Source organism: Bradyrhizobium hereditatis (assembly GCF_020329435.1).
Lineage (GTDB): Bacteria > Pseudomonadota > Alphaproteobacteria > Rhizobiales > Xanthobacteraceae > Bradyrhizobium > Bradyrhizobium hereditatis.
Genome location: NZ_JAGKJK010000008.1, coordinates 102,048 through 126,451, shown reverse-complemented (window position 1 = coordinate 126,451; position 24,404 = coordinate 102,048). Strand labels below are relative to the sequence as shown.

Annotated in this window: 25 protein-coding genes and 1 pseudogene; 12 read left to right on the top strand and 14 right to left on the bottom strand. The window is 62.5% G+C overall.

Annotation, left to right across the window (positions count from 1 at the left end; genetic code table 11):
- The first annotated feature begins 2 nt into the window (after positions 1-2).
- On the top strand, positions 3-542 hold the full coding sequence (locus tag J6524_RS19800; protein WP_225673513.1) for a MarR family winged helix-turn-helix transcriptional regulator: 540 nt from the start codon (positions 3-5) through the stop codon (positions 540-542).
- A gap of 11 nt (positions 543-553) precedes the next feature.
- Here J6524_RS19800 and J6524_RS19795 read toward each other — a convergent pair whose 3' ends face one another.
- Positions 554-1,663, bottom strand: a complete 1,110-nt coding sequence (locus tag J6524_RS19795) for an alpha/beta hydrolase (RefSeq protein ID WP_225673510.1) — start codon at positions 1,661-1,663, stop codon at positions 554-556.
- 390 nt (positions 1,664-2,053) lie between these two features.
- Here J6524_RS19795 and J6524_RS19790 point away from each other — a divergent pair, with 390 nt between their 5' ends.
- The 3 genes from J6524_RS19790 (at position 2,054) to J6524_RS19780 (ending at position 3,519) form a co-directional block, all read left to right on the top strand.
- Positions 2,054-2,278 carry a hypothetical protein gene (locus J6524_RS19790; RefSeq protein WP_225673508.1) on the top strand — a complete coding sequence of 75 codons (225 nt, stop codon included), beginning with the start codon at positions 2,054-2,056 and terminating at the stop codon, positions 2,276-2,278.
- Between the two features lie 192 nt (positions 2,279-2,470).
- Positions 2,471-2,908: a hypothetical protein gene (locus J6524_RS19785; protein WP_225673506.1), complete on the top strand. Its 438-nt coding sequence runs from the start codon at positions 2,471-2,473 to the stop codon at positions 2,906-2,908.
- 356 nt (positions 2,909-3,264) lie between these two features.
- Positions 3,265-3,519, top strand: a complete 255-nt coding sequence (locus J6524_RS19780) for a hypothetical protein (RefSeq protein WP_225673504.1) — start codon at positions 3,265-3,267, stop codon at positions 3,517-3,519.
- A 91-nt stretch (positions 3,520-3,610) separates the two neighbouring features.
- Here the strand turns inward: J6524_RS19780 and J6524_RS19775 are convergent, their stop codons facing one another.
- The 5 genes and pseudogenes from J6524_RS19775 to J6524_RS19755 form a co-directional block, all read right to left on the bottom strand.
- On the bottom strand, positions 3,611-3,850 hold the full coding sequence (locus tag J6524_RS19775) for a DUF6719 family protein (protein ID WP_312002429.1): 240 nt from the start codon (positions 3,848-3,850) through the stop codon (positions 3,611-3,613).
- Positions 3,851-4,036: 186 nt separating this feature from the next.
- Entirely contained in the window at positions 4,037-4,750 is a 714-nt protein-coding gene (locus tag J6524_RS19770; protein ID WP_225673500.1) for an outer membrane protein, read from the bottom strand.
- A gap of 329 nt (positions 4,751-5,079) precedes the next feature.
- A pseudogene (locus J6524_RS19765) lies at positions 5,080-6,127 on the bottom strand (alpha/beta fold hydrolase).
- A 194-nt stretch (positions 6,128-6,321) separates the two neighbouring features.
- Positions 6,322-6,717, bottom strand: coding sequence for a hypothetical protein (locus tag J6524_RS19760; protein ID WP_225674030.1), 396 nt, complete (start codon positions 6,715-6,717; stop codon positions 6,322-6,324).
- Positions 6,718-6,951: 234 nt separating this feature from the next.
- The gene (locus J6524_RS19755; protein WP_225673498.1) at positions 6,952-7,251 is read right to left on the bottom strand and encodes a His-rich protein BRANT; all 300 of its coding nucleotides are present in this window, start codon (positions 7,249-7,251) and stop codon (positions 6,952-6,954) included.
- Positions 7,252-7,542: 291 nt separating this feature from the next.
- Here J6524_RS19755 and J6524_RS19750 point away from each other — a divergent pair, with 291 nt between their 5' ends.
- Positions 7,543-8,079, top strand: coding sequence for a hypothetical protein (locus J6524_RS19750; protein ID WP_225673497.1), 537 nt, complete (start codon positions 7,543-7,545; stop codon positions 8,077-8,079).
- A gap of 179 nt (positions 8,080-8,258) precedes the next feature.
- Here J6524_RS19750 and J6524_RS19745 read toward each other — a convergent pair whose 3' ends face one another.
- The gene (locus J6524_RS19745; protein WP_225673495.1) at positions 8,259-9,824 is read right to left on the bottom strand and encodes a S10 family peptidase; all 1,566 of its coding nucleotides are present in this window, start codon (positions 9,822-9,824) and stop codon (positions 8,259-8,261) included.
- 287 nt (positions 9,825-10,111) lie between these two features.
- Between J6524_RS19745 and J6524_RS19740 the strand changes: the two genes are divergently transcribed.
- From J6524_RS19740 to J6524_RS19720, 5 genes are all read left to right on the top strand, one after another.
- On the top strand, positions 10,112-10,774 hold the full coding sequence (locus J6524_RS19740; protein WP_225673494.1) for a hypothetical protein: 663 nt from the start codon (positions 10,112-10,114) through the stop codon (positions 10,772-10,774).
- Positions 10,775-10,823: 49 nt separating this feature from the next.
- Entirely contained in the window at positions 10,824-12,953 is a 2,130-nt protein-coding gene (locus J6524_RS19735; RefSeq protein WP_225673492.1) for an adenylate/guanylate cyclase domain-containing protein, read from the top strand.
- A gap of 125 nt (positions 12,954-13,078) precedes the next feature.
- A complete protein-coding gene (locus tag J6524_RS19730) occupies positions 13,079-13,858 on the top strand; it encodes an NAD kinase (protein ID WP_225673490.1) in 780 nt (259 codons plus the stop codon).
- Positions 13,859-14,002: 144 nt separating this feature from the next.
- Entirely contained in the window at positions 14,003-14,548 is a 546-nt protein-coding gene (locus J6524_RS19725) for a response regulator (RefSeq protein ID WP_225673489.1), read from the top strand.
- A 22-nt stretch (positions 14,549-14,570) separates the two neighbouring features.
- Positions 14,571-15,149 (top strand): Hpt domain-containing protein, encoded by a 579-nt coding sequence (locus J6524_RS19720; protein WP_225673486.1) that lies wholly within the window; start codon positions 14,571-14,573, stop codon positions 15,147-15,149.
- 115 nt (positions 15,150-15,264) lie between these two features.
- Here the strand turns inward: J6524_RS19720 and J6524_RS19715 are convergent, their stop codons facing one another.
- The 4 genes from J6524_RS19715 to folE all read right to left on the bottom strand — a co-directional run bounded on the left by J6524_RS19715 (position 15,265) and on the right by folE (position 19,127).
- The gene (locus J6524_RS19715) at positions 15,265-16,440 is read right to left on the bottom strand and encodes a DUF2336 domain-containing protein (protein WP_225673484.1); all 1,176 of its coding nucleotides are present in this window, start codon (positions 16,438-16,440) and stop codon (positions 15,265-15,267) included.
- A gap of 279 nt (positions 16,441-16,719) precedes the next feature.
- Positions 16,720-17,706: a transglycosylase SLT domain-containing protein gene (locus J6524_RS19710; protein ID WP_225673482.1), complete on the bottom strand. Its 987-nt coding sequence runs from the start codon at positions 17,704-17,706 to the stop codon at positions 16,720-16,722.
- A gap of 226 nt (positions 17,707-17,932) precedes the next feature.
- A complete protein-coding gene (hisI, locus tag J6524_RS19705; protein WP_225673479.1) occupies positions 17,933-18,361 on the bottom strand; it encodes a phosphoribosyl-AMP cyclohydrolase in 429 nt (142 codons plus the stop codon).
- 28 nt (positions 18,362-18,389) lie between these two features.
- Positions 18,390-19,127: a GTP cyclohydrolase I FolE gene (gene folE, locus J6524_RS19700; RefSeq protein WP_225673477.1), complete on the bottom strand. Its 738-nt coding sequence runs from the start codon at positions 19,125-19,127 to the stop codon at positions 18,390-18,392.
- 231 nt (positions 19,128-19,358) lie between these two features.
- Between folE and J6524_RS19695 the strand changes: the two genes are divergently transcribed.
- Complete coding sequence (locus tag J6524_RS19695) at positions 19,359-19,808, top strand: iron-sulfur cluster assembly scaffold protein (protein ID WP_225673475.1); 450 nt, start codon at positions 19,359-19,361, stop codon at positions 19,806-19,808.
- 135 nt (positions 19,809-19,943) lie between these two features.
- Here the strand turns inward: J6524_RS19695 and J6524_RS19690 are convergent, their stop codons facing one another.
- Positions 19,944-20,882: a COG3904 family protein gene (locus tag J6524_RS19690; protein ID WP_225673473.1), complete on the bottom strand. Its 939-nt coding sequence runs from the start codon at positions 20,880-20,882 to the stop codon at positions 19,944-19,946.
- Between the two features lie 273 nt (positions 20,883-21,155).
- Between J6524_RS19690 and yidD the strand changes: the two genes are divergently transcribed.
- Positions 21,156-21,467, top strand: coding sequence for a membrane protein insertion efficiency factor YidD (yidD, locus tag J6524_RS19685; protein WP_225673471.1), 312 nt, complete (start codon positions 21,156-21,158; stop codon positions 21,465-21,467).
- 34 nt (positions 21,468-21,501) lie between these two features.
- Here yidD and J6524_RS19680 read toward each other — a convergent pair whose 3' ends face one another.
- A complete protein-coding gene (locus tag J6524_RS19680; RefSeq protein WP_225673469.1) occupies positions 21,502-22,734 on the bottom strand; it encodes a hypothetical protein in 1,233 nt (410 codons plus the stop codon).
- Positions 22,735-22,736: 2 nt separating this feature from the next.
- Complete coding sequence (locus J6524_RS19675) at positions 22,737-24,107, bottom strand: APC family permease (RefSeq protein ID WP_225673467.1); 1,371 nt, start codon at positions 24,105-24,107, stop codon at positions 22,737-22,739.
- Between the last annotated feature and the right edge of the window lie 297 nt (positions 24,108-24,404).

The following is a 24,404-nucleotide window of genomic DNA, read 5'->3' as shown; positions in this document are numbered from 1 at the left end:
CCATGGGACAGGAACCCCGCAAGGGATCGGACTCACCAAGCCGCGCCAAGCGCGGAGAGTCGCATGAGCTCGGCGGGAAGAATCACGACATCGCCCGGCAGTTCGCCTGGGAGATTGCCGCCATCAACGTGCATCTCCAGGAGATTCGCTATTTCTGGGCAAAGGCGCTCGGCGTCAGCGGCCCGCAATGGATGATCCTGATGGCGCTCGCTGATCTGGACCAGGGCGAAGGCGTGTCCGTGAAGACGGTGTCAAAGATGCTCCATGTCGACCCGTCCTTCGTGACCACCCAGTCGAAGATGCTGGAAAAGAAAGGCTTCATGCGCCGAAGGACGTCGGGCGAGGATGCCCGTGTCGTGCAGATGTCCCTGACGGACAAGACGTATAAGTACATCGCCGGCCTCGCCTCCCAGCAGGAGGAGCTCAACAATTTTATTTTCGGCGAATTCAGCGAACGCGAGCTCAGCGAGTTCACCAACAAGCTCGCATCACTCAAGAGCAGGCTCGAGAAGGCCTGCCTGAAGGTCGCGATGGGCTTATGAGGCTTGCGGCATCAGGCCGGTATTGATTCGAGGCGATCGGCGACCCAATCGAAGATGTACTCATTGGCCAGCGTCGGGTTGTCGCTATGGCCCTGGGCTGCGGCCGTTTCCGAGCTTTCGAAAATCTTCAGGGCAATCCCGGGATGACGGGCCTTTAATCGTTCAAACAGATCGGCCACCACGCCGCTTTCCAGCCAGCCCTGCCCGCCCACGGTGACCAGAACCGGGCAGTGGAATCGCCGTGCGGGCCAGCCTCCTTCTGTTCCCCTGCTCCGCGCACCATCCGGCGCAAGGCGATTCATCAGGAAGGCGTGCTCATGCATGTCCCAGATCCCGCCGTCGCAGACCACGGCGGCGAAGCGGCCGTCGAGCGCAACACCGCGCGCCACAAAGGACGATCCTGCCCCGTCGCCAAGAATGGCGATGCGCTGTTCGTCGACATCGTCGCGCATCCTCAAGTAGTCCATCACTGAGCTGACCGACGTTTCCAGATCGGGACGGCCAATCACCTCGTCGAATTCGCTGCCGGTACCAGAGCCGAGGAGATCGACAGCCAACAAGGACACGGCGCGCTCGCGGGCGTAACGCGCCACCTTGAAGAGATATTCTTCCTTCCAATGCCCGGGATCGCCCATGCATACGACAACAGGCGTTCGAGCAAAGCTGTTCGTCGCGGGCAGGAAATAGCCTTCCAGCGTGTGCCCATCCAGCCAGGGAATCTCGACCACCTCGCCCGCCGGCGTCAAATGCGCGATGTAGCGGCGGGCACAGGCACGCATGGCCCTGAGCGCATCCTGCCGCTGGTTGTCGGCCGGATCGAATGCGAACGTCGATGCGTGATAGTAATTGATGGCGCGAAGCCAATTGCTTTGCGCGGTCAATACATGTCCGCGCTCGAAGGCGGCGTTGCCGCGCTCATGGCTGAGATTGGCGATCCCAGTCCATTCCCGATACCAGGAATCGGCATAGTCGTTCGGATCAATCCGGCGCGCCACTGCGAAGCATTCGGCGACCATCGAGCCGCCCTCCTGGGCCGCCCCGAGCAGCCTCTGAAATTCGATCGAATACTCTTCATTGTCCAGCCATTGAACCAGGCCTTTCGGACCAAAGGGAATTTTCATTTACCAGCGCAACTTAATTGATAGCGTCAGCCATCTACAACGAATTCCATCTCGCTGGCGGACAACTTGTCGTGTCCTACAGGACACCCTGCTATGCGACAAGCACAGGTTTGTGTCAGTGCGTTCGTTTTGCCGCCACTGCAGCTTTTTTGAGCGGCCCCGTCGCTACAGCCGTGAGTAGTATTGAATACCAAACTGTCATACGCACTCATTGTTCGGTGCATGTCACGATGCTGTCGCACTCGAGACAATCACTTCAAAATTTTTCGCCTGTTTTGCTCGAACGGCCGCCATGGTTAGCTTGCATCCACGCACGCGAGCTTGCTGGCAGGAACTATCCCTTCCCTCTTCCGTTCTCCTCACATGAGAATTCGCGAAGAAAACTGCAACATGGTTCTGCTCGCTGTGGTCACCTGCGTCAGCGTGGCCGTCGCAGGCGGTGTCAGCCTCTTGGGATTCGAGGACACTAGGCCGGTCCGCTTCGCTGACCGCACGAGCGGTCGTGTTGAACCCGCGCCGTCACCCGACAAGCGAATCATCTACATCAATGAGCAGCCGCCTGCCCGCGTGGTCGGCGCGCCCTTTGTCCCGAATACGAATCCCCGCGAGCGCTGAGATCGGCAGTCGATGACGGCACGTCGGAAGTGCGGATGTCATCTGTCCACTTGCGCACGCTGACGGTCACCAACTGTCACCGTTTTGTCACCTTGCGTACAAAAGCGCAGCAGTTATCCACTGTCGCCTCCTCGGCCGCTTGATTCCACAAAAGCCGTTTGATGGAGTGGATTTCTGCCGAGGTGATTTCCAATGAAATGGATGAGGGAACGCGATCTCCTGATCGCGCAAACGATGGCGTTTGTTCAATCGGTAACTGGCAAAGCGCCGGAAGCCGAGAAGACGGTAATTGCGCCGGCTGCCGTACCAGCGATCGAGACATCCGAATCGACTGTCGTGGCTGCGCCGTTCCCCGACGTCGCTTCCCTGCTGGCTCAAAGAATGCCCGCGCCCCCGGCCGCAACCCCGGCGCCGGTGGAAAAGCCGCGGGAGGTATCGAGACCTACCCCTCTTCCGCGTGTCGACCTGCGAGACGACTTTCAATCCGAGATCAAGGCGCGGGTCGCCAATTTCCGCGCGCACCAGGAGCGGTTCAACCGCGAGCGCGAAGCCTATTGCGCGGCGACCATGGCGAAAGTTCACGCCGCACTCAGGGAAGGTAATCCACCAACGCGGCCACCGGCGAAGTAGAGCTGAATTCCGGCCGGCGTCCGCCCGGCGCCGCCACATTCACAGCCAGGCGTAAACCAGCGCCATGTTGGCCGCGCAGGCGACCAGCAGGCAAACGCTCAGCGTGAGTTGGACACGCTCACAGGAGGTTTGGACGCGGCTCGTTCTCATGGCCGGGAACATCCGGCGATTCTGGCTGATGAGTCTCGGGGATTCTTTTTTCCGGAGTTTACGGCTCGTTAAAGACTCAGAGACACCACGAAAATGGGCCGAAACGAGCCAATTTGCTCCCGAAACAGCCTGTGAAATCGCGACATGGCAGCCACGCCTGAACCCGGACCCCGCTTCCGCGTTGACCGTTTTTACCGGAGCTAGCAATGCCCTACGCGCTGTTCTCGAACGATGCCAAGCTGAGCAAGGCCTATCCGACCGCTGCCGACGTCTGGAAGATCGCCCAGAAGAGCGGCCTAGTGGTCGACGTCGTTTCCGGCGAAGGCGGCACCGCACCCCGCCCGGTACTGGACCATGACTACGAGATACGGCCGTGCCAGCTTGAGCCGCATGAAGACCCCGCCCGCAACAAGGCCGACGCCGAGCGCGAAGCGCAGATGGAATTGCAATTGGCATCATAGGAAAGGACGCCGGCAGCCCGGCGGACAAAACGACCCCTCTCGGCGTATCGGTCCCGTTCGCCGGGGACGAAATCCGAGATGGGTAAATCTTCTAAGGCGTCGCCGAGACCAGCGATGCCTGCTCCGAAGCCAGAGTGACACAGGCCTTGCGCCGCTGCAGTCCCCTGATCGCGCCGGTTACCTTGCGCACCTTGCCGACCCCGCACGAAGGATCCTGCACGAAGGCGACTTCATAAGGAGCAAGGATAAACGGTTCAGATTTCAGGACAGTTTGAGCAAGGCACGGAGACGCCGCTGCGGAAATGATCAGCGCTAACGCAAAAGCACGCATGTTTTGATGTCCAACCCAGCCGGCCGGACCATAATAGCGGATCGTGACGAAAAGTTGCGTGCAGCGCGAAAATTTTTTTGCCGCACGCAAACTCTGTCAGGTAGCGGACAGGGCTAGCGGCCCGGCTTCAAAACGACGAAGGCCGGCAGGAGCCGGCCTTTGCTGTGTGGACGTGAAGCGTCCTGATCAATATTTGGCGGCGGCAGGGCCACCCCAACCAAACCGGTAGTTCACGCCGACCTTGGCGGTGTGCTCGTCGTTGCGGAAGCTACGGCCGGTGATATCGGCAGGACCTGACGTGAAGGTCGTGTCGCCGAAATTATAGTACTGATACTCGGCCTTGGCCGACCAGTTCGGGGCGAACATGTATTCGAGGCCGCCACCGACGGTATAGCCGTCCTTGTGATTGCCGTTGGTGGTGAAGGCCGCCGGCGCGCCAGCCACCGACACCCCGAGATTGTTGCCGTCGCGCCAGGCGTAGCCGCCCTTGGCGTAGAGCAGCGCCGGGCCCCAGGTGTAGCCGAGCCGCCCCGTTACCGAGCCGAGCTGGTCGGTATTCGAAGTCACGAGCGTCCCGCCGGGAAACAGCACGCCATTATTGTTGCCGCCCGACAGCCAGCTGTATTGGGCTTCGGCACCCATCACCCAGTTCGGCGCGAACTGATAGTCAAAGCCGCCCTGAACGCCGCCCAGGAAGCGTGCGTCGCTGCTCTGCAGAGAGTTGCTGCCTGCAAAAGCGCCGCCGACATGGCCGCCGATATAGAAGCCGGTCCAGTTGTAGACGACTTGAGGCGCGGTATAGGCAGGCGCCTTGGTATAGGGCCGCGGCGGCATATCGGCCGCAAAAGCTGGAGCCGCCAGGGCGGCCAGCGCGGCAGTGCCGAGCAGAATCTTTCTCATCTACTAATCCCCGTTACAGACGTTGCGGATACCAATCCAAACAACGTGACCTCATTTAGGTTGCTTTGCGGCATTGGCCCGCGACCGGATGGCGCGTTAGCGTGACGGCGCAGCAACAAGCCGTTTCAGTTCCTCGCACGCAGGGCTTTTTTCCCCGTTAAGGTGATGGGTTTTCCACTGTATTTGATGTCCGGAATGGCTAAGGCAAGGTTCAACCCTCGCCGAAAAGTGATCCGATTTCGTTCACGGTTCCGCCCCGGGAACGCCAAAGATGGCCCGCTGGCAAGCCGCGGCCGCCAGCGGAGCCTTCCTCAAACGGAGCGCTACCTTCAGGCGCGCGCTACTTCGATAATGGCGTCGGCGAAAGCCTGCGGCGCTTCCTGCGGAAGGTTATGTCCAATGCCGCCCGTGATGAGGCGGTGGGCATATTTGCCGGAAAACTTCTTGGCGTAGACCTTGGGGTCCGGATGCGGCGCACCGTTGGCATCGCCTTCCAGGGTGATGGTCGGCACCGCAATGACCGGAAATTCCGCCAGCCGCCTTTCCAGCTCGTCATACTTCGCCTCGCCTTGGGCAAGCCCAAGCCGCCAGCGGTAATTGTGGATCACGATGGCGACATGGTCGGGGTTGTCGAAGGACGCCGCGCTGCGCTCGAAGGTGGCGTCGTCGAACTTCCACTTCGGCGAAGCGAGCTGCCAGATCAGCTTGGAGTATTCGCGCCGGTACTTTTCGTAGCCCAGCCGGCCCCGCTCGGTCGCAAAATAGTACTGGTACCACCATTGCAGCTCGGCCGAAGGCGGCAGCGGCTTGCTGTTGGCTTCCTGGCTACCGATCAGGTAGCCGCTGACCGAGACCAGCGCCCTGACGCGCTCCGGCCAGATCGCCGCGACGATGTCGGCAGTCCGCGCGCCCCAGTCGAAACCGGCGATGAGCGCCTTATCGATCTTCAGCGCATCCATCAGCGCGATGACGTCGGTCGCGAGCGCACCCTGCTGACCATTGCGCGGCGTGTCCGCCGAGAGGAAACGCGTCGTGCCGTAGCCGCGCAGATGTGGCGCGATCACCCGAAAACCCGCGGATACCAGCAGCGGCACCACATCGAAAGGCGTAGATGTCGTATGGCCAGCCGTGCAGAAGAATAACTGCGGGGCCGTCCGCAGGCCCGGCCTCGGCGTAGCCGACATTGAGGACGCCGGCCTCGATCTGTTTCAGCGCGGCAAACGAGGTGTGGGCGCCCGGCCGGATCGCGCCCGCACCGGGCATCGCGACGCCGGACTGCGCCAAGACAGCGCCGCTTATGGCGAACGGTGCAGCCGCAAGTGTCGCGGCGGCAGTGCCGAGAAAACGGCGGCGGTCGGGGTTGATGTGCAGAGGCATGGATCCTACTCCGAGATTTATATCTGATACGATTCGATCGTACACGCTATAAATGATGACGTGCCCCAGATGTCAAGTTTGCGATTTAGTCGCATGCGATAAAAATGATCCCGAACCATCACACTCGCGTGTAGAACGGGTTTCGAAATCTGCGCCTGGGACCGAATCCGCCTCATCCCCAAGCAGCGCGCAACCTACCGCGTCAGTTTCTCCAGATCCGGAAATGGCGCGTAGGCCAACCCGGCACAGGGCTCGGCCGCATTTTCGATGACGCGATCGAGCCGGCCATCGACAAAGAGGATGGCGCGTTCGCGCGGCTCGCGGTAGCCGCCGTCGGACTCGCGCGCCGAAAAACGGAGACAGACGACATAGCGCTGCCGGCCGCCGATGACGCGTTCGACCGGCTCGGCCATCCTGGCGTCGCGCACGCCGACGGGATTGTTGAGATAGGTCTTCAGAAACGCCAGGACTTCGCCGCGGTAATTTTTTGGAAACGGTTGGCTGGAGATGCCGCGATCCTCGGTAAAGGTGATCGGCTTGCCCTCATCGCTGGCGGCACAGGCCGTAAGCATGAGCGGCAGCAACACCATCACCGCAATTTTGACCAAACGCCCCAAGCGAAGTTTCCCCTGCCCCAATTCGCCGTCTCTTAGACCGCTTGAGGCAAGAATGGAATTCGCAACTCGGTTATCTCTTCACAGAGCTCTCGAAAAGTTGAGCATGCGCCAGCCCACCGCCATTAGCGAAGCAAATGGCGTGTGGGCTGGCCTGACATTCGCCGGCGCCGGGGCAATGGGAGCGAAACGCGCGCCGGCGAATCAGATCTAGCTGCGCTTCGCGGCCGGCTTCGCGTGCTTGACGGCGACATCCGGCTTCGCATGCGTCTTCACCATGCTGATATGCTTGCGCTGATGCTTGTGATGGCGATCGATCTTTGCATTGGCGTTCAGCGCCTTCGCCTTGCCCTGCTCCGTCTTGACGGCGGGCGCCTGCGCGGCCTTGTTCGCGGGGGCCTGTGCGGTCTTGTTGACCGGCGCCTGTGCGGTTTTGCCTGCCGTGCCGGCAATCGCAGGTGCGGCGAGAACGGAAACGGCAACGAGCGCTGCGGAAATGGTCTTGAGCATGGTTGTCTCCTTTTCCTATTCCTGCCCCATGCGACCCGCGGGCATTTCCGATCACAGGCTGTGCTCGCCGATCATGCAGGCGACGCTAGTGGCCGCGCACTGAACCTCTCCTGAATCGAACTTTCGGGCGCCGTTCATCTGAATGACATCTTCGTCATGTCCGTTGACGACGCACCACCGATGAAAATTGGCGGAATCGAGATGAAGTGCGCGGGAATGATCTTGGGCGCCAGGGGTTCAAACCAGCGGACTTTGGTGTAGGATCGCCGAACCGGCCATCAGGAGACTTGCATGAATAAACTAGCGATCAGGCTTTTGACTCTTGCAATGTTGTCGCTCACCCTTGCGGCAGCCCCTGTCGTTACCGTCGTCTATGCAAACCCCGACAACGATCCGCCACCGCCGGACAAGAAGAAAAAGAAATCCAGCGAAGCCCGTCCCGGCAGCGAACAGACCGCATTCGCCGACGGCTATCGCGCCGCCTATGCCGCGATCTACGAGCGCCACGACTATGCCTCTGCGATTGCGCAGCTCAAGGCGCTCGGCCGTGACGACACAGCCGCCGTCGCCAACCTGATCGGCTACTCGTATCGCAAGCTCGGCGACTACAGGGTCTCGCAAATGTGGTACGAGCGCGCGCTCAAGGCCGATCCGGCGCACGTCAAGACCTGGCAATATTACGGCCTGTGGCAGGTCGAACAGGGCAACCGCGATCAGGCGCAATTTCACCTGAACAAGATCGCCCAGCTTGCGGGCACCTCGAGCGAAGAATATCGCTCGCTCGCCGCCGCGCTGGAAAAGCCGCCAGGCACCGGATTGGTTTACTGAGGCGGAATGTCTCCCCGTCAGTGCGAGCGAAGCGAAGCAATCCATATCACGGCATAGCGGATAGATGGATTGCTTCGTCGCTTCAGCGCAAAATTGCTGTGCAATTTTGTCGCGAGCTCCTCGCAATGACGAACAAAACAACCGGCGCGGTCATATGACTGCGCCGGTTTCTTCTTTTCCTACTTCACCACCTTCTCGACTTCCGCACGGAACGCCTGACGCGTGCCGTCGCGCGAATAGAACATGTGGCCACCGGGATAGACGACGAGCTTGACCCGGTCCGACCGCGCATAGGCCGGCAACTGGTCGAGGATGACCTTCGAGGCAAAATAGGGCGTGGCGAGATCAAACAACCCGTGCCCAACAAGCAATTTCATTTTTGGGTCGAGCGCGAGAATCTCGCGAAGCTGCGAAACCGACTCCGCCGGCCCGCGGCCGAAATCCCAGGCCTTGTACACATCCTCGTTGAGAAGGTGATACGAACCATCCGGACGCCAGTTGAGTTTGCGCCTGGTGAGGTCGACGGCCGCGCTCGTCAGCGGCGCCTTCAGGGAATCGCCGGAAGGATCGCCGAAATGCGCGTAGTTCGAATCCGGATAGGGATCAAAGCCTAAGACCGAGCCGTCATAGCGCCCTGTGATGCGCCCGTTGCGACGGTCGAATTCCCGGCGGAATTCGCCGACCTCAAAGCGCCCAGCAAGCCGACGACTCACCGCCTGATCAATACCGGTCAATGACGCCACGCGGTCGGCAAGCCGCGTCGCGGCCTGGCTATCCGCCTGTCCCTTGACGAGATCGGTCAGAAACTCGCCTTGCGCGTAACGCTCGACATCGGCGAGATCGGCGTGCGTCACCTTGGCTTCTCCCTTGGCCTCGCGCGCCACCGCCGCCATGCTCGGCAGCCTGAACATGTATTGCAGCATGCTCGAGCCGGAAAAGTCGCGATAGTCCAACAAGGGCGAGACAAGGATCAGCCCGCGCACGCCGACGCCTTGCTGGGTCTGTAGGTTGCGCACGACTTTCGGTCCGCGGATGCCGCCGTAGCTTTCGCCGGCGACGAATTTCGGCGACAGCAGTCGGTCGTATTTTTCCAGCCAGCGCCGGATCACCAGCGCAACCGCGCTGACGTCGCCGTCGATGGAGTAGAACCGTTTACGCGCGCCCTCGCCCGACACGACGAAACGGCTATAGCCGGTGCCGACGGGATCGATGAAGACGAGATCGGTGAAGTCGAGCCAGGTTTCGGCGTTGGGCAAGAGCTCGGGCGTCGCCGACGCCACCGCGCCCTCGCCCGTGATCGACACGCGCCAGGGCCCGGCCGCGCCGAACTGCAGCCAGGCCGAGGACGCGCCCGGGCCGCCATTGAAGAAAAACGTTACGGGACGGCTGGCGCGATCGGCGCCGTCGAGCTGATACGAAGTATAGGCGATATCGGCCTGCGGCTCGCTCTTCTCGTCGAACAGGCGGATCGAGCCTGCGGTAGCAGTAAAGTTGAGCGTGCGTCCCGGCAGCGCCAGCGTGTGCTTGGTGGTCGAATCCGGCGGCAGGCGATGCTGTTCGGATGCAGGCGGCGGAGCGGCGGCGGCGCCGCGCCCTGCCTCGCCCTTTTGACCAGGAGGAGACGGCGACGGGCTCGCGGCAGGTTGCGGCTGCGGCGCCGCTTCCTCGGCGCGCGCAGCGCTTACGTAGCACACGATCAGAAGCGTGGCGGCAAGGCGCAGCGCCACCCCGAATCGAAGAGTCATGTCGTTTGCTCCCTGCGCCCCGCGATCCGATCGTGCCCCGGTTTCCGTCGCAACACTGCGATAATGGCGCGGTGGTGCACAACACCGAGAAACCTGTCGGAAAATCACAATCCCGACAGCATCCCGTGAGAAAATGGCTGCCGCTTCCGGTGGTTGTCCCCTTTGGCGGTTAGGTGCTATCGGTCGGTTCCGCCGCCGTCACGGCCAAGTATTTTGAGCCATCCATGAAACCATTCGGGCGCTGGCGCGACTAATGAACCTGCGCTTTTTAATGGGGTTTTGCACAAATGAAACGTACGATTGCTGTCTGTCTCGGCCTGGTGGCGCTGGCTTCTCCGGCCGCGGCGCAGTCGCCGGTTGCGGTCGTCGAAGATATCAAGGGCAAGGTGACCGGCGCCGAGTTCATGGACTATGTGACGCCGAAATCCGTCATCAAGATCGGCGACGGCGGCTCGATCGTGCTCAGTTATTTGAAATCCTGCCGGCGCGAGACAATCAACGGAGCCGGCACCGTGACCATCGGCACCGATGAGAGCACTGTCGCGGACGCCGGCCTCCTGGTGGAGAAGACCGACTGCGATCCCAGCCAGGTGAATGTGACCACGCGCGAAACGAGGGCAGTCGCCGCGACCGTGCTGCGCAGCGTCGACAACAAAGCGCTGCCAGAACCGCAGCTCACGCTTTACGGTTCGTCGCCCTTCGTGGAAGCCAAGGGACGCGGGACACTCACCGTGCGGCGCCTCGATATTCCTGGTGAGCGGCAGCAGATCAATCTGGGCGGTACCCAGCTCAGGGGAAAATTCTTCGACTTCGCCAGCGAGAATGTCGCGCTCGCTCCCGGCGGTCTCTACGCCGCCAGCTTCAAGTCGTCGCAAATCGTGTTCCGCGTAGACGCGCAGGCCAAGCCCGGTGCAACGCCGATTGTCGGCCGCTTGCTGCGGCTGGAATAGGCGTGACGGACCTGCCCTCTTGAAGGTAAGGCGCAGCACGCGCAACAGGATGGTCGTTGCCGCGATCGCGCTGGTCTGCGCGGCGGCTTCGGTCTCTCCCGTGATCAGACCGATCCGCGGGCTCTCGCTCGATATTCTCACCGCACTGCGCTGGGAGATGTTCGGCCGCCGGCAGGATCCGGCCGCATCACCTGCGGTGGTTGTCGCGATCGACGAGGAGAGCTTGCGCGCCGCGCCGTTCAAGGATTCGCCGATGCTGACCTGGACCGGCGAGATCGGCCGCGTACTGACGGCAACTCTTGAAGGCGGCGCCAAGGTCGCCGGCTTCGACGTGGTGATCCCGAGCTCGATCGAGCAATCGCAGCTGCCGTTCGGCGAAGGCATGCTGGGCGAGAAGGTTCGCGGTTTCGATCGCGACTTCCTGCGGGCGCTGGCGGCTGCTTCAGCCAACGGCAAGGTAGTGCTGGGCGAAATTCTCGGCGGCAACCAGCCGGTCAGGCCGTCGCCCGGACAGCGCGTCGCGGTGCGCCAGCAACTGAACATCCGGCCGCTCAACGTTCATACCGATCACGACGACATCGTGCGCCGCCTGCCGCTGAGCTTTGCCGTCAACGGCACGAGGGTGCCCTCGATGGCGGTCGAGCTGGCCTCGCGCGCCCTCGGCGCCGCGCCTGAGTTCGACGCGAGCGGCAGGATGACGCTGGCGGGCTACCAGGTCCCCGGTCGGGTACCGAACACGATCACGCTGAATTTCGAGGGCGGCGCCGACGACATTCCAACCTTTTCCTTTGCCGATCTTCGCGCCTGCGCGGTCAAGAACGACAAGGATTACTTCAAGCGCTGGTTCGCCGGAAAGGTCGTCATTTTCGGGAGCGTTCTCGATATCGAGGACCGCCGGCAGACCTCCAAGCGCTTTGCGACCGGCATCGAGGGCGTACGCACGCCGCGCTGCGCGGCCGAGACCACGCCGGTCACCGCGGGCTACAGGATCAGCACGATCGCGGGCGTCTATATCCATGCTACCGCAGTCAACAATCTGATCCAGCGCAACGCCGTGGTCGAGCCCGGACCGCTGTGGCGCTTCCTGATCTCCGCCCTGTTTGCCTCGCTCGCTGCCATCGCGGCGTGGCGCTTAAGACCGCTCAGTGCGGCGCTGGCCTGGGCGGCCGTGATCATGAGCAGCGTTGCCGGCGCCACGATCGCCTTCAATCAGGCACTGGCGCTGCCAATCACGGAGCCGTTCCTCGCAAGCCTGTTCGCGCTCGCCGCCACGATCGGCTTCCGCTTCGTCGTCGCCGACAAGGACCGCCGCCTCTTGCAGAAGAGCTTTGCGCTCTACCTCGCCCCGCATGTGATCAACCGCATGCTGTCGTCGAACAAGCTGCCCGAGCTCGGCGGCGAAACCCGCAACGTGACGGTGTTCTTCTCAGACATCGAAGGATTTTCGCTGATCGCGGAAAAGATGTCGCCCGACGGCCTGATGGAGCTGATGAACGAATATCTTTCAGCGATGACCGACGTCATCGAAAGCCATGGCGGTTATGTCGACAAATATATCGGCGACTCCGTCGTGGCGGTATTCGGCGCGCCGGCCGACGATCCCGAGCATGCCGCCAATGCAGCGCGCGCAGCGCTGGATTGCTGCACGCAACTGGCCGAGCTCAACGCCTCGTCGCCTCTGTTCCAGGGGTACAGACTCGCGCAGCGGATCGGCATCAATTCCGGCGAGGCATTGGTCGGTAATTTCGGATCGCGGCGGCGCTTCAACTACTCGGTGATGAGCGATGCCGTGAACCTGGCGTCGCGGCTGGAAGGCGCCAACAAGTTCTACGGCACCACCGTCATCGCTTCCGAGACGACGGTTGCGCTGGCGGGCGAAGCCTTCGCCTGGCGCGAACTCGACGCCATCAGGGTCAAGGGGCGGACCGGGGCGCTGAAGATCTACGAGTTGCTGGCGCTATCGGCCGACTTGAAGTCCTCGCAAGCGACCTTGATCGCCAACTATGCCGACGGGCTTGCACATTGGCGGGCGCGCGAATTCGACCGCGCAGCGGAATGTTTCGGCCGTTCGGCCGAGATCGATCGCCCGGCATCGCTGTTTGCGGTGCGGGCGCGGGAATTGGCCCAGAACCCGCCGGGCGCTGATTGGGACCCGATCCGGACCTTGCAGGAAAAATGACGCTCCGATGACCGTCGGTTTACGTTACCGGCCCAAAACCGGCCGCTTAACCATCTCGACAAGCCTTCCCAAGGTGTATAGACGAGCGCGGCGCAATCCGGCGCTACTCATGAGTTCGTCGTCCGATGGCCACCTCGAAGCGATACGAACGGATCGCCTTTGTCGCGAGCGCGGGCGCCGAGGCGCAGTCGGCGCTGGCGCAGCTCACCAAGCTCTACGGCAATCACGCCGCCGCGGACGCCGATGTCGTGGTGGCGCTCGGCGGCGACGGCCTGATGCTGCAGACCCTGCACGCGCATATGCGCACGGGAACGCCGATCTACGGCATGCATCGCGGCACCGTCGGCTTCCTGATGAACGAATACACCACCCACGATCTGCATACGCGGCTGGCGGCGGCGCGGGAATCCCTGATCAATCCACTGCTGATGCGCGCCACCGACGTGCATGGCGCGGTGCATCTGCATCACGCAATCAACGAGGTCGCGCTATTCCGTCAAACCAACCAGGCCGCGCATTTGCGCATCCTGATCGATGAGCACGAACGGATGGCAGAATTGATCGCCGACGGCATCCTGGTGGCAACGCCGGCCGGCTCCACCGCCTATAACCTGTCGGCGCAAGGGCCGATCCTGCCGATCAACGCGGCGCTTATGGCGCTGACCCCGATCAGCCCGTTCCGCCCGCGGCGCTGGCGCGGCGCCCTGCTCCCCAATTCCGCCTTCGTCGTGCTCGAGGTGCTTGAGGGCGAAAAGCGTCCGGTCGCTGCCGCGGCGGACCATGACGAGGTGCGCGATGTCCGCCGCGTCGAGGTGCTATCCGACAGAACGATCTCGATGCGGATGCTGTTTGATCCCGGTCACAGCCTCGAGGAACGCATTCTGCGCGAGCAGTTCGGCTACTGATCCCCTGGCTTGCCACAAGACTGATTTTCGCGGCGAAAAACGCCACGATGGCCAGCGCCATAAGATCCTCCTCGCAACCATTCCTTAACGGGCGCCGCGATATGGTTAACGGCAATATACCGTTTTGCTGGGCCGGGCCGGACCATGTATCGCATCGACTTCAACAAGCTGCGATTTCTGATTTGCGACGACAATCCGCATATGCGCCGCATCCTGCGGACGCTCTTGCATTCGTTCGGCGCGCGCGAGGTCTATGAGGCCGAGGACGGCGCAACCGCGCTCGAAATGTACAGTCATTATGTGCCCGATATCGTCATCACCGACTGGGCGATGCCGATCTTCGACGGCCTCGAGCTTGCGCAGATGATCCGCCAGCCGGAATCCAAGGGTAACCCCTACGCACCGATCATCATGCTGACCGGGCATTCGGAGAAGCGACGCGTGACGGTCGCGCGCGACGCCGGCGTTACCGAATTTCTGGCCAAACCGATCTCGGCCAAGGGGCTCTACCAGCGCATCCTCAACGTCGTCGCCAATCCCCGCCCCTTCATCAAGACCAAGACCTATTTCGGTCCGGATCGCCGGCGCAACATCAACAACGCCTACATCGGCCCGGAGCGGCGCGTCGGCGGCGAAGTGGAAGTGATGCAGCAGCCGTCGCTGCTCGACAAGGCCCGTTCGAACGCTTAAGCGCCGGTCTGGAGATATCATCATGGCGAAGGAAAAGCCCGGAACGCTGCAGATCAAATCGTTCGCCGATCACCACGTGATCACGCAGCCCAATCCACTGCGCAAGGTGCTGCTGCGCGTTCCCGAGTCCGACCTCGACGATCCGGTCGGGCGCGCGGAAAAGGCGCTCGCCGAACTTTCCGGGGAGTTCAAGAACTGGATGACGATCGAGGCGGACCGCCTCTCGGCGGCGCATGCAGCCGTTCTCAAGGGCGGATTCACCACCGAGAATCGCGAAGAGCTGTTTCGCGCAGCCCACGACATCAAAGGCGACGCTGCCACTTTCGGCTTTCCTTCCGCGGCCGCCGCCGCCGAGAGCCTGTGCCGCATCATCGAACATGCGCCTGACCTCGAACAGGTCCCGGAGGAGCTGATCACCCATCACATCAATGCCGTCCAGGCGATCGTGCGCGAACGCACCAAGCTCGATACGGCGGTGATGGCAAGCAAGCTGAGCAAGCAGCTGCGCGGCGTGGCGGACGAATTCCTGGTCAAGGCCAACCGCGACCGCCCCGAGCATCTCGAAGCGATCCTGGCGCCGAGCATCGTTCCGGCGGAGTAGCCTACGCTCTCTCCCCGTCATTGCGAGCGAAGCGAAGCAAGCCATCTCTCCGCGTATGCGGCGCGATGGATTGCTTCGTCGCTTGCGCTCCTCGCAATGACGGCAGGATGGAGAACTAAGCAGCGATCAGATCGCGTATCGGCGGCACGAACGCCTCATCCGCGACCAGCTCCTCGCAGAATGCGCGGGCTTCTTCCCGCGCGGACTCGGTGGCAAAGCGGCGCAAGAGGATCAACAGCGGCTCGGCGGCCTTGCGGTCCGTCTCGCAATGGGTCAGCACACGCTCGACCATGCGGCGGCGCAGCCGCGCGGCTCCGCCAAGCGTGTCGACATAGCCGGTTTCGCGGCTGGCCTCGAGCGCCACGCGGAACGCAGCGAAGGTCGATTCCGGAAGGCCCGCGCGGATCAGCAGCGCCTGCACGCCGGCGCCGCCGCGGTCGTGCAACAGCGCGGTCACGCGCGCCAGCGGCAGATCGGCCAATTCAGCGAGCGCGGATTCGAACAGTTCAGAATTGCCCGACAACAGCGCGCGCAGGATCAGGCCGGCAGTCAGTTGCCCTGTGGCGCGCAGGTGCTGCACGAGTCCCTGCATGTCCTCGCCGCGCGAGCGCGCCGCGATGTTGATGGTCGAGCGCTCGCGCGCTTCGTTTGCGAGCCGCCCTGCCCGGTCGGCACTGAGCCAGTTACGCGCGACGACGAATTGCGCCAGCGTCTCGGAGAGTTTGGCGACCAGCGCCGCGCGGGTTGCGGCCGGCAGGCCTTCCAGCACCAGCATCGATTCCCTGATGGCAGCGAGATGGCCATGACGTTCGACGATGCGGTCCCAGGAAAATGGCGCCAGCTCGGCATACGCATTCTCGATCAATTCGAGCGCCGCGGCCGCCGAGCCTACTTCGGCAATCGCGGCCGAAACCGAGGGCGGCAGGTTGATGCGGCGGGCTATCGCGCATTGCATGTCGCTATTGCCGGTCGCGACGATGTCGACGAGGTCGGCGTCGATCAGGAGCGGCGAATGCTCGAGCACGGGAAGCGCAATTGAAGGCTGATCGAGCGAGAGCGCCTGCACGATCGCGGCCGGCGCCTCCGAGCTACGTGCGAATACCTCCGACATCGCCTGGCGCACCAGCGGCGATGGATCGTCGAGCAGCATCAGCAGCGCGCCTTCGGCGGCGATGCGATCATCCTCGCTGAGATCTGAAATCAACCAGGCCCGGGCCAATGCCCGGGTCGCCTCTGCCCGCTCGCCTGCCGGAGCGGTACGAATCCAACTGATGAACTGCCGAACGATCATGGTCCTGGCTTACGCAACCTCAGACGACACCGGAACGCGATGCCACTATTAGAAAAAATAAACCATGACGCTTAACAAAGGGTTCACCATAAACGGCTGGTTTTATTGACGTTTTGTTAAGGGTGCGGGGATGGCTGCCATGTCTCGCTCCCCGGATGCTGCGCAACACCCAGTGTTGCGCTGCTGATCCGGGGCCCATCCAAAGCCGCGCGCTGCCTGGGTCCCGGTTCTGCGATGCACCGCTGCGCGCTGCATCGCGCCCGGGACAAGGGTCTGCGCTCAGCTACTGAACGTGCCGCGGCGGTCGCTGAAGAGATCGAGCCGGCCGGGTGCGCGAACCTCCGGCGTCGCTGAGGCGATCTTGCCCCACAATTCCTGAACCGTCGGCGAGATTGGCTGCGTGCGTTCGCCGGCCTGGAACAGCGAACGAAAGGCCGGCTCAGATGATGCCGAGGCGGTCTGCGACGTGGCGGCAACCGGCGTCACCGCACGTTGATCCGGGAAGGTCGACAGATAGGCTGCATTGTCGATCGCCATCACTGAAGGCGTGGCGCTTGCGACGGTGACGCGCCGTGGCAGGTCGCCGCCGGCGGCCGCCATCGCGGTGCGCGTCGCCTGGGAATTGGCGGCCGCCGCGTAGCGCGTGCTCAGCACCGAATAGACCTCGGCGACGCTGCGCGCCCGTCCCGAGCGGTCATAGAAGATCGACTGGTTGGCCGCCGCCGCATTCGGAAACATCTGCGCGGCGGAAGCGTTCGGATTGTCCTCGGCGCTCTGGATCAGTCTGCCGGCGCCGCCGACGCCCAAGAAATGCGCCATATAAAGTTCGGCGTCGTTGGGGCGGCGGCCGATCTTGCCGGTCAATTTGAAACTGTTCGATTGGGTCAGCACCGCCGCCATCGATGAAGCCGCGTCAGGATCGTTGCGCAGCCGCATGATCGCGGCGCGCATGGAGGGATCGCTGACCGAATAGCTGCCGGAGGGGTTTCTGGTGATGGCGTCGGCATATTTGCCATAGCCAAGATGGGCGCCCGCCTCCTTCACCGTGCCGAGCCAGGTCTGGTCGATGAACTGAAACAGCCCGCGCGCGGACGAGGTGGTGGCGGCCGCTTTCGGGTTGAAATTGGATTCCATCTTCGCGGTGGCGAGCAGATATTCGAAGCTGGCGCCGGTGGTGGATGCCGCCTGCTTGATCGAGCCGGCGATCTTCGCGCGCGCGGGATCGACACCTGCCGCAGCCGTGGCGCTTGCTGTGTCGATCGCCATGTCTCTTGTGCCCCGTTCCTCGCGAGTCCTCGCGCGGGCTATCAAGGCGCTGGCAATCAGCGCCTGTACGCGGCCGAGACTGCGACAAGTATGGTTAATGGGGGGTTAAGGGGCTCGGCGGCGTCATTGCGGGGCGCGCACTTGCGCGAACCCGGAATCTCGCGATTCTCTGGTGCGCAAGAGCGCACCAAAGTTCTGCCCTGCGGGCAGCTCCGAAATGACGGTGTCACTTCAGGTAGACAGCATCCGGATCGAATCGCCGCTCAGCATCGACGAACGACACCCGCGTGCCTCCGTCGGCGGCCTCGACCTTGCGATAGAAGCACGAGCGCCTGCCGGTGTGACACGCGGCGCCCTGCTGCTCGACGAGGATCCAGACCGCATCCTGATCGCAATCCATCCGCATCTCGACCACGCGCTGGGTTTGCCCCGACGTCTCACCTTTTCGCCACAGCGCATTGCGCGAACGGCTGAAGTACCAGGCATCGCCACTTGCGATGGTTTTGCGCAGCGCTTCCTCGTTCATATGCGCGACCATCAGCACGTCGCCGGTCGCCGCATCGGTCGCGACGCAGGTCACGAGACCGGACGCGTCGAATTTGGGCTGGAAGACCAGCCCTTCTTCGCGCTCATTGGTCGTTGCGGATGTGGACACGGTATGCCTCGCGAAAAGTTCAACGAGGTTACCGGTTCGGGCCTCGCACCAGGGAAAGGAAACGCTGCTGCTCCGCCGGATTGTCGCGGAACATGCCGGTGAACCGGCTGGTGAACGTCATCGCGCCATGCTTGGCGACGCCGCGCACCGACATGCAGGTATGCTCCGCCTCGATCAGCACGGCAACGCCGCGGGGCTTCAAGACCTCGTCGATCGCGGCTGCGATCTGGGCGGTCAGGTGCTCCTGGGTCTGCAGGCGGCGCGCGAAGATATCGGTGAGCCGCGCCAGTTTCGACAGACCGACCACCCGCTCCACCGGCGTGTAGGCGATGTGCGCCTTGCCGTAGAACGGCATCATGTGATGCTCGCATTGCGAGGTGAACTCGATGTCGCGAACCAGCACGAAATCGTCGTAGCCGGCGGTTTCGCCAAAAGTGCGGTCCAGCACCTCGGCCGGGCACTGGTGATAGCCCTGATATAGTTCGTCGAAAGCTTCGACCACCCGGCGCGGCGTATCCAGGAGGCCTTCGCGCGCGGGGTTCTCGCCGATATAGCTGAGCAAGGTCTGCACGGCGTGTTCAGCCTCCGCACGCGAGGGACGCGGAAGATCGGCGCGGACGGCGGCGGACAGAAACTCGGCGGGGTCCAGTTCGGCCGAGCGGGTTTCCGGGGCCATATCGGGCGATCTGACTTCGGAGGGCTTGGCTTCAGAAGGCTTCACTTCAGAAGGCTTGGCGGGGCGGATGGATTTGATCAATGCGTCCATGTCTTCTCCGTTCGACCGGCCCCAAGGACCGGAGTGTCACCGGGCAGACGGGGCGGTTTGACCGCCGGGCGCCTGAGTCCCATCCACAACACGTAAAGGCCAAACCGGTTTCTTGCCGGGCTCGCCTTCGGCGAACGGCCAGGCTGTTTTTCCGCCGTTCCTGTCCATATATAGGACGATGAAACCCAGCCGCCAAGGGCGCTCGGACCGCCGCCCGGGACACTGATTCTCATGCTGAATGACATCTACAACAAGCGGATCATCGAACTGGCGGGCAATATCCCCCGCCTTGGCCGCCTCCCCGACCCTCACGCCAGCGCCACCGCCCATTCCAAACTGTGCGGCTCGACCGTAAAGGTCGACCTCAAGATGGAAGGGCCCGTGGTGACCGACTTCGCGCATGACGTGAAGGCCTGTGCGCTCGGCCAGGCCTCTTCCTCGATCATGGCAAGCCACGTGGTTGGCTCGACGGCTAGCGAATTACGTGAGTTGCGAGAAACCGTCCGTAAGATGCTGAAGGAAAACGGCAGTCCTCCGCAGGGTAAATGGGCCGACATCGCCCTGCTCGAGCCGGTGCGCGATTATAAGGCCCGCCATGCCTCGACGATGCTGACTTTCGATGCGGTGGTCGACGCCATCGGCCAGATCGAAGCCAGGGCCAAGCAGACGGCGCAGGCGTAGGGGTTCGCCCCGCACACGGTCGTACCTCGCGAAGGCAGGGTACCCAGTACGCCGGGAATTCTTATTCGATCACAAGCGCCGCGGCGTACTGGATCATCCGCTTTCGCGGATGATGACATCGTGGGCGGAAGCAGCCTATTTCTGAGGCTGCGGCTGCGGCGGGGCCGGCTGCGTGGGCGGCGTCGCGTTGCCGCCGGTTGGAACCGCGGCTTCGGCGGTCTTCGTCGACCTGCCCTGCTGCAATGACGTCTCGCCCTCCATCGCGGAACTGACGAAGCGATCCTGCGGCTTGGACGGCTTGGCCTCCGCCATCGGCACGCCCGCGTTGTCCTGCGGGAACACATCGGCAGCCAAATCGGTCGTGACGAGATTGGCCAAACGCAATTCAGCGCGCGACAACTCGTGCAGCTCTTCCCACGGAGGCACGCTGAGCGCGAGCGACAGCAGATCGCCGGTTCCGCCCATCTCGAAGGTGAATTTCGTGAGGCGGCCGATATCGCGTTGCACGATCATCAGATCCTGCGCGGTGTAGCTCGCGGCCTTGGCATCGTCCGCGCGATCGCCCATCCAGATCTGGTGCACGCGGACATGCGCGGCCGGCGGCACATAACGGGTCTTGCCTGACAGGAGCAGGAATACGCACATCGACTCGCAATAGGCTTCCGGCGCTACGGTGGCGCGTTCGCCATTTGGGGTCTGCTTGCGCACGGTGGTGCCGACCGTGGTCAGCGCGCCGAGACTGCGGAACTTCCGGCCGAGCGTGATGGAATCGTTGACCGAGCCGCCGCTGGAATCCAGCACGATGGTTGCGCCAGCGAGCTGGCGACCCTTGGCGAATTCCTCGAACTCCCGCGGGCTATCCGCGGTGACGATGCCAACAGCCGAGACCCAGCCCCTGCAATCCGGCTGGCACGCATTCCATTTGAAATGCATTGGCTGCTTGCGCTCTTCGAGAGCGCCGCCGGCGTGAGCCGAATTGCCCAGTATCGCGATCGCGCCGGGCAAGGCGAGACAAAAAGCGGTGGCACCGAGAAGAGCCAAACCGCGAAATTTCAGCGAGGTCACAAAGCTCAATTTGGATCCTTCCCCCAAGCCCCGTCTACGACTGGCAATGGCCCCATTTTAACGCGAGATGATTCCGTCATCGATCCGTATGAAAACGGTAACTGTGCTGACGTGTGTCGTCCATAATACCTTGGCTTGCTCCGTCAGTTTGCAGTGCGATAATTGCGAAGTGTGGCTAAATATCTGCACGAATTGAGTTCCTTGCTTGGGAACTCCCGCAAAACTACGTACATAGTCTGCATGGCACCGGCAGATCATCCAATCTCACAGCAAAAACGATGCATGGATTGTGCCAGCGCGATCCGTCGTCTGCCGCGAAATGCCGGACGTGCGCTGATCTGGATCTACCGGCACTCGCTGTCGCTGCTCGTTGGCTACAACTGCCGGCATCTGCCGACATGCTCGGTCTATGGTGATGAAGCGATCGAGCGTTTCGGTCTGTGGGCCGGCGGCTGGATGACGCTGGCGCGTCTGTTGCGCTGCCACCCTTGGGGCACGTCCGGCATCGACAACGTACCGCTCACGGCGCCCCCCGGTGCGCGCTGGTATCTGCCGTGGCGCTATGGACGCTGGCGCGGCGTCAACGCTTCCTGAATACGACGCTTGCGGCGAGCCAGGATCGCGCCGATTAGCGCCAGAAGAAAAATCCGCCTCTCGGCTGAGACCAAAAATCCGGCAATGGTCGCGGCCCGATATCCGCCGGCGGTCGCGGCCTGCGCGGACGCGGCGGTGGCGGCTCCGCCGACGCCGTGGCATCGATGGCAGGCGACCCATCGTCGGGCAATCTCACCGCCAGCAGCACATTCGTTTCGGGCGTACGCCAGCGATAGCCGATGCCAAAATCGATCGGCTGCGCGCGCTGGAACAGTGCCGCATAGGATTCCTGATAGCGTCCGGGGAATTCATCGATCGGCCCGAGGTAGCGGCCGAACGGAAACAAGCGCCATTTCCTCGTGCTGTAATAGGCGAGCGGGATTCCTGAATCGTCCTGGATGATGGTGGCGCTGTTGTTGAGCAGGAAGTTGCGCACGGTGGTGAAGTTGCCGGAATGCAGGAGGTAGGACGCGCTCTTGATCAGGCTATTGCCGGGCGCCAGCGTCTCGCAGAATTTCAAAAAGCCGCTCGCCCTCACGCCGGAATTGGAAAGGTCGGTCGAGAAATAATACAGCGTCTTTTCCTGACCCTCGGGGCCTGCGAAGATGATGCGCACGCCGCGCACGGCGTTCGGCCCGGGATTTTCACTCGCGAAATAGGCCGCGCCCTTGTCGTCCAGCGAGATCGGAGTGGCGCTTCTGATTGTCATGCCCGAACGCGCCAGGAATACGTAGAGGATCGGCAAGGTACCGCTGATCTGGCCCGCCTGCAGATCGGTCTTCATCTGCTTGGTGATGAAGAAGCTGAAGCTCAGGATCGAACTGAGCGAGCGCTCGACATTGTAGAGCGCGGATGCAATGCCGCCGCGCGGCAGTCGCGTCAGATCGGGCACCGAGCCGACCGGCTCGAGCGCGCTCAGCACGTAAGTCGATGCCTTCGAATAGAAGGCGTTCGCATAGAGGAAGTCTGGCCCTGAGAACATGTAAAACATGGTCGGCTTCGGCGCCGCCAGATTGGTGTCCGCCCAGGCGCGGATCCGTGACAGCTGCCGCTGCTCGAGCTGAGCGAACGCAGTGTCGAAGAATTTGGCGTGGCGCTGCCAGGCCGGGTCGTTCGTGAGCGGCTGAAGCGGCGAGTCCACCGACGGCATTATGCCTGCCAGAAATTTTGCGGTGTCGTCCGCTGTCACGGTTTGGGCATGGACGCCAGCGACGGCCGCCAGCAGCATGACAGTAGCAAGTGTCGCCGTTCTCAGGGAATGCAGCATGTTCATTCGCGGCCTACTGCGGCCGCTGGAACCTGATCTGCCCGCTTGCGGAAAACGGCGTAGATCAGCAGACCTGAAAACATGATCAGAAGACCAAAGAACGAGCGCAGCGGCTGTTCCTTCAAAAGATAGTACATCATGAATCCGGTCACGAGCAGGAAGACCACTGGCGTTACCGGGTATCCCCAAGCGCGGTAAGGACGCGGGAGGTCCGGATGGGTGATGCGCAGCTTGATGACACCGAGCACGGTAAAGAACGAACAGAACAGCAAAGAGAACTGGATGAATTCAAGCACCGCCTCGAAGCTTCGCGTGAACAGCATCAGGCTTGCGACGGTAAGCTGGAAAAGAATGGCATTGGCCGGCGCGCCGGCGGTCGACCTTCGGGCAAACATCCGCAACACCGGGATGTCCTCGCCCATCGTCATCATGACGCGCGGCCCGATCCACATCATCGCGCTGATCGAGGAGATCAGCCCGAAGCAGATCATCGCGCCGACGATGCGGCCGCCGAGCTCGCCAAAGATATAGCTGCCGGAAATGCGGGCCACGTCGAGCTGGCCCGCCAGCTTGTCGATCGGCGCCGTGTGCAGGAACACCGCGTTGAGCGCGACATACAGCACGAGCACGATCAGTGTTCCGATCAGCATCGCCCGCGGCACGTTGCGTTCGGGCAGCCTCACCTCACCGATGATGTAGGTCGCCGCGTTCCATCCCGAGAAAGAATACATCACGAAGACGAGACTGATCGCGAACGGCGCGCTGACGATGTAGGTTAAGTCGGACGCCGATGGCGTGAATGAGACCGGCTGCGCCGTGCCGATCAGGAAACCGCAGGCCAGGAAGGCCACGATCAGCACCACCTTCAGGATGGTAGCTATGAGTTGAAAGGTCGAGGAATGGCGCACGCCGGTGAGTTGCACCAGCGACACCAGCCAGACGATGCCGACCGCAAGCGCCAGCGGCGGCGCATTTGGAAATACCGACTTGCCGTACTCGCCGAATGCCATCGCGGCCAGCGCAACCGGTGCGGCGAAGCCGACGGTCGCCGACACCCAGCCCGCCACAAAACCGAAGGCCGGGTGATAGGCGCGGCCAAGGAAATTGTACTCGCCGCTCGAGCGCGGAAACATCGCGCCGAGTTCGCCGTAGGAAAATACCCCGCACAAGGCGACGATGCCGCCGACGGTCCACAGCAACAGGATCGAAAAGCCCGAAGGGATATCCTTGACCTGAAAGCCGAGGCTGGTGAAGACGCCGACGCCGATCATGTCGGCAACAACGATGGCAACCGCCACCAGAACCGAAACGCTCGATCTGCCGCCGGAGCGCGAGCCGGGCCAAGCCGGGCTTGCCGTTTCTGATGCCGCCATCTCGGACCCACCTTCAAGCGCCCGCAGCCGAGAGCTGCATCGTGCAGGCTGACGCCTCTCAATTCAAGCAATGTTAACAAGGGTTTAAATTGAGACGTAAAATAGGTTTCAGGATACCTGCGAACCTACCGTGCCACTAGCGGATTGCGAAAACATCGTGACGGTCCCACAATCGCGACACGATTGGGTGGTCTCCTCGGGGCTTCCGGACGTGGGGAGTTTTTCCGGACGCTTAACGTTGCCTAGACGCGTGCAAGCATAACGTCGGTCGACGGTGGACTTGGGACATTGGGGTGG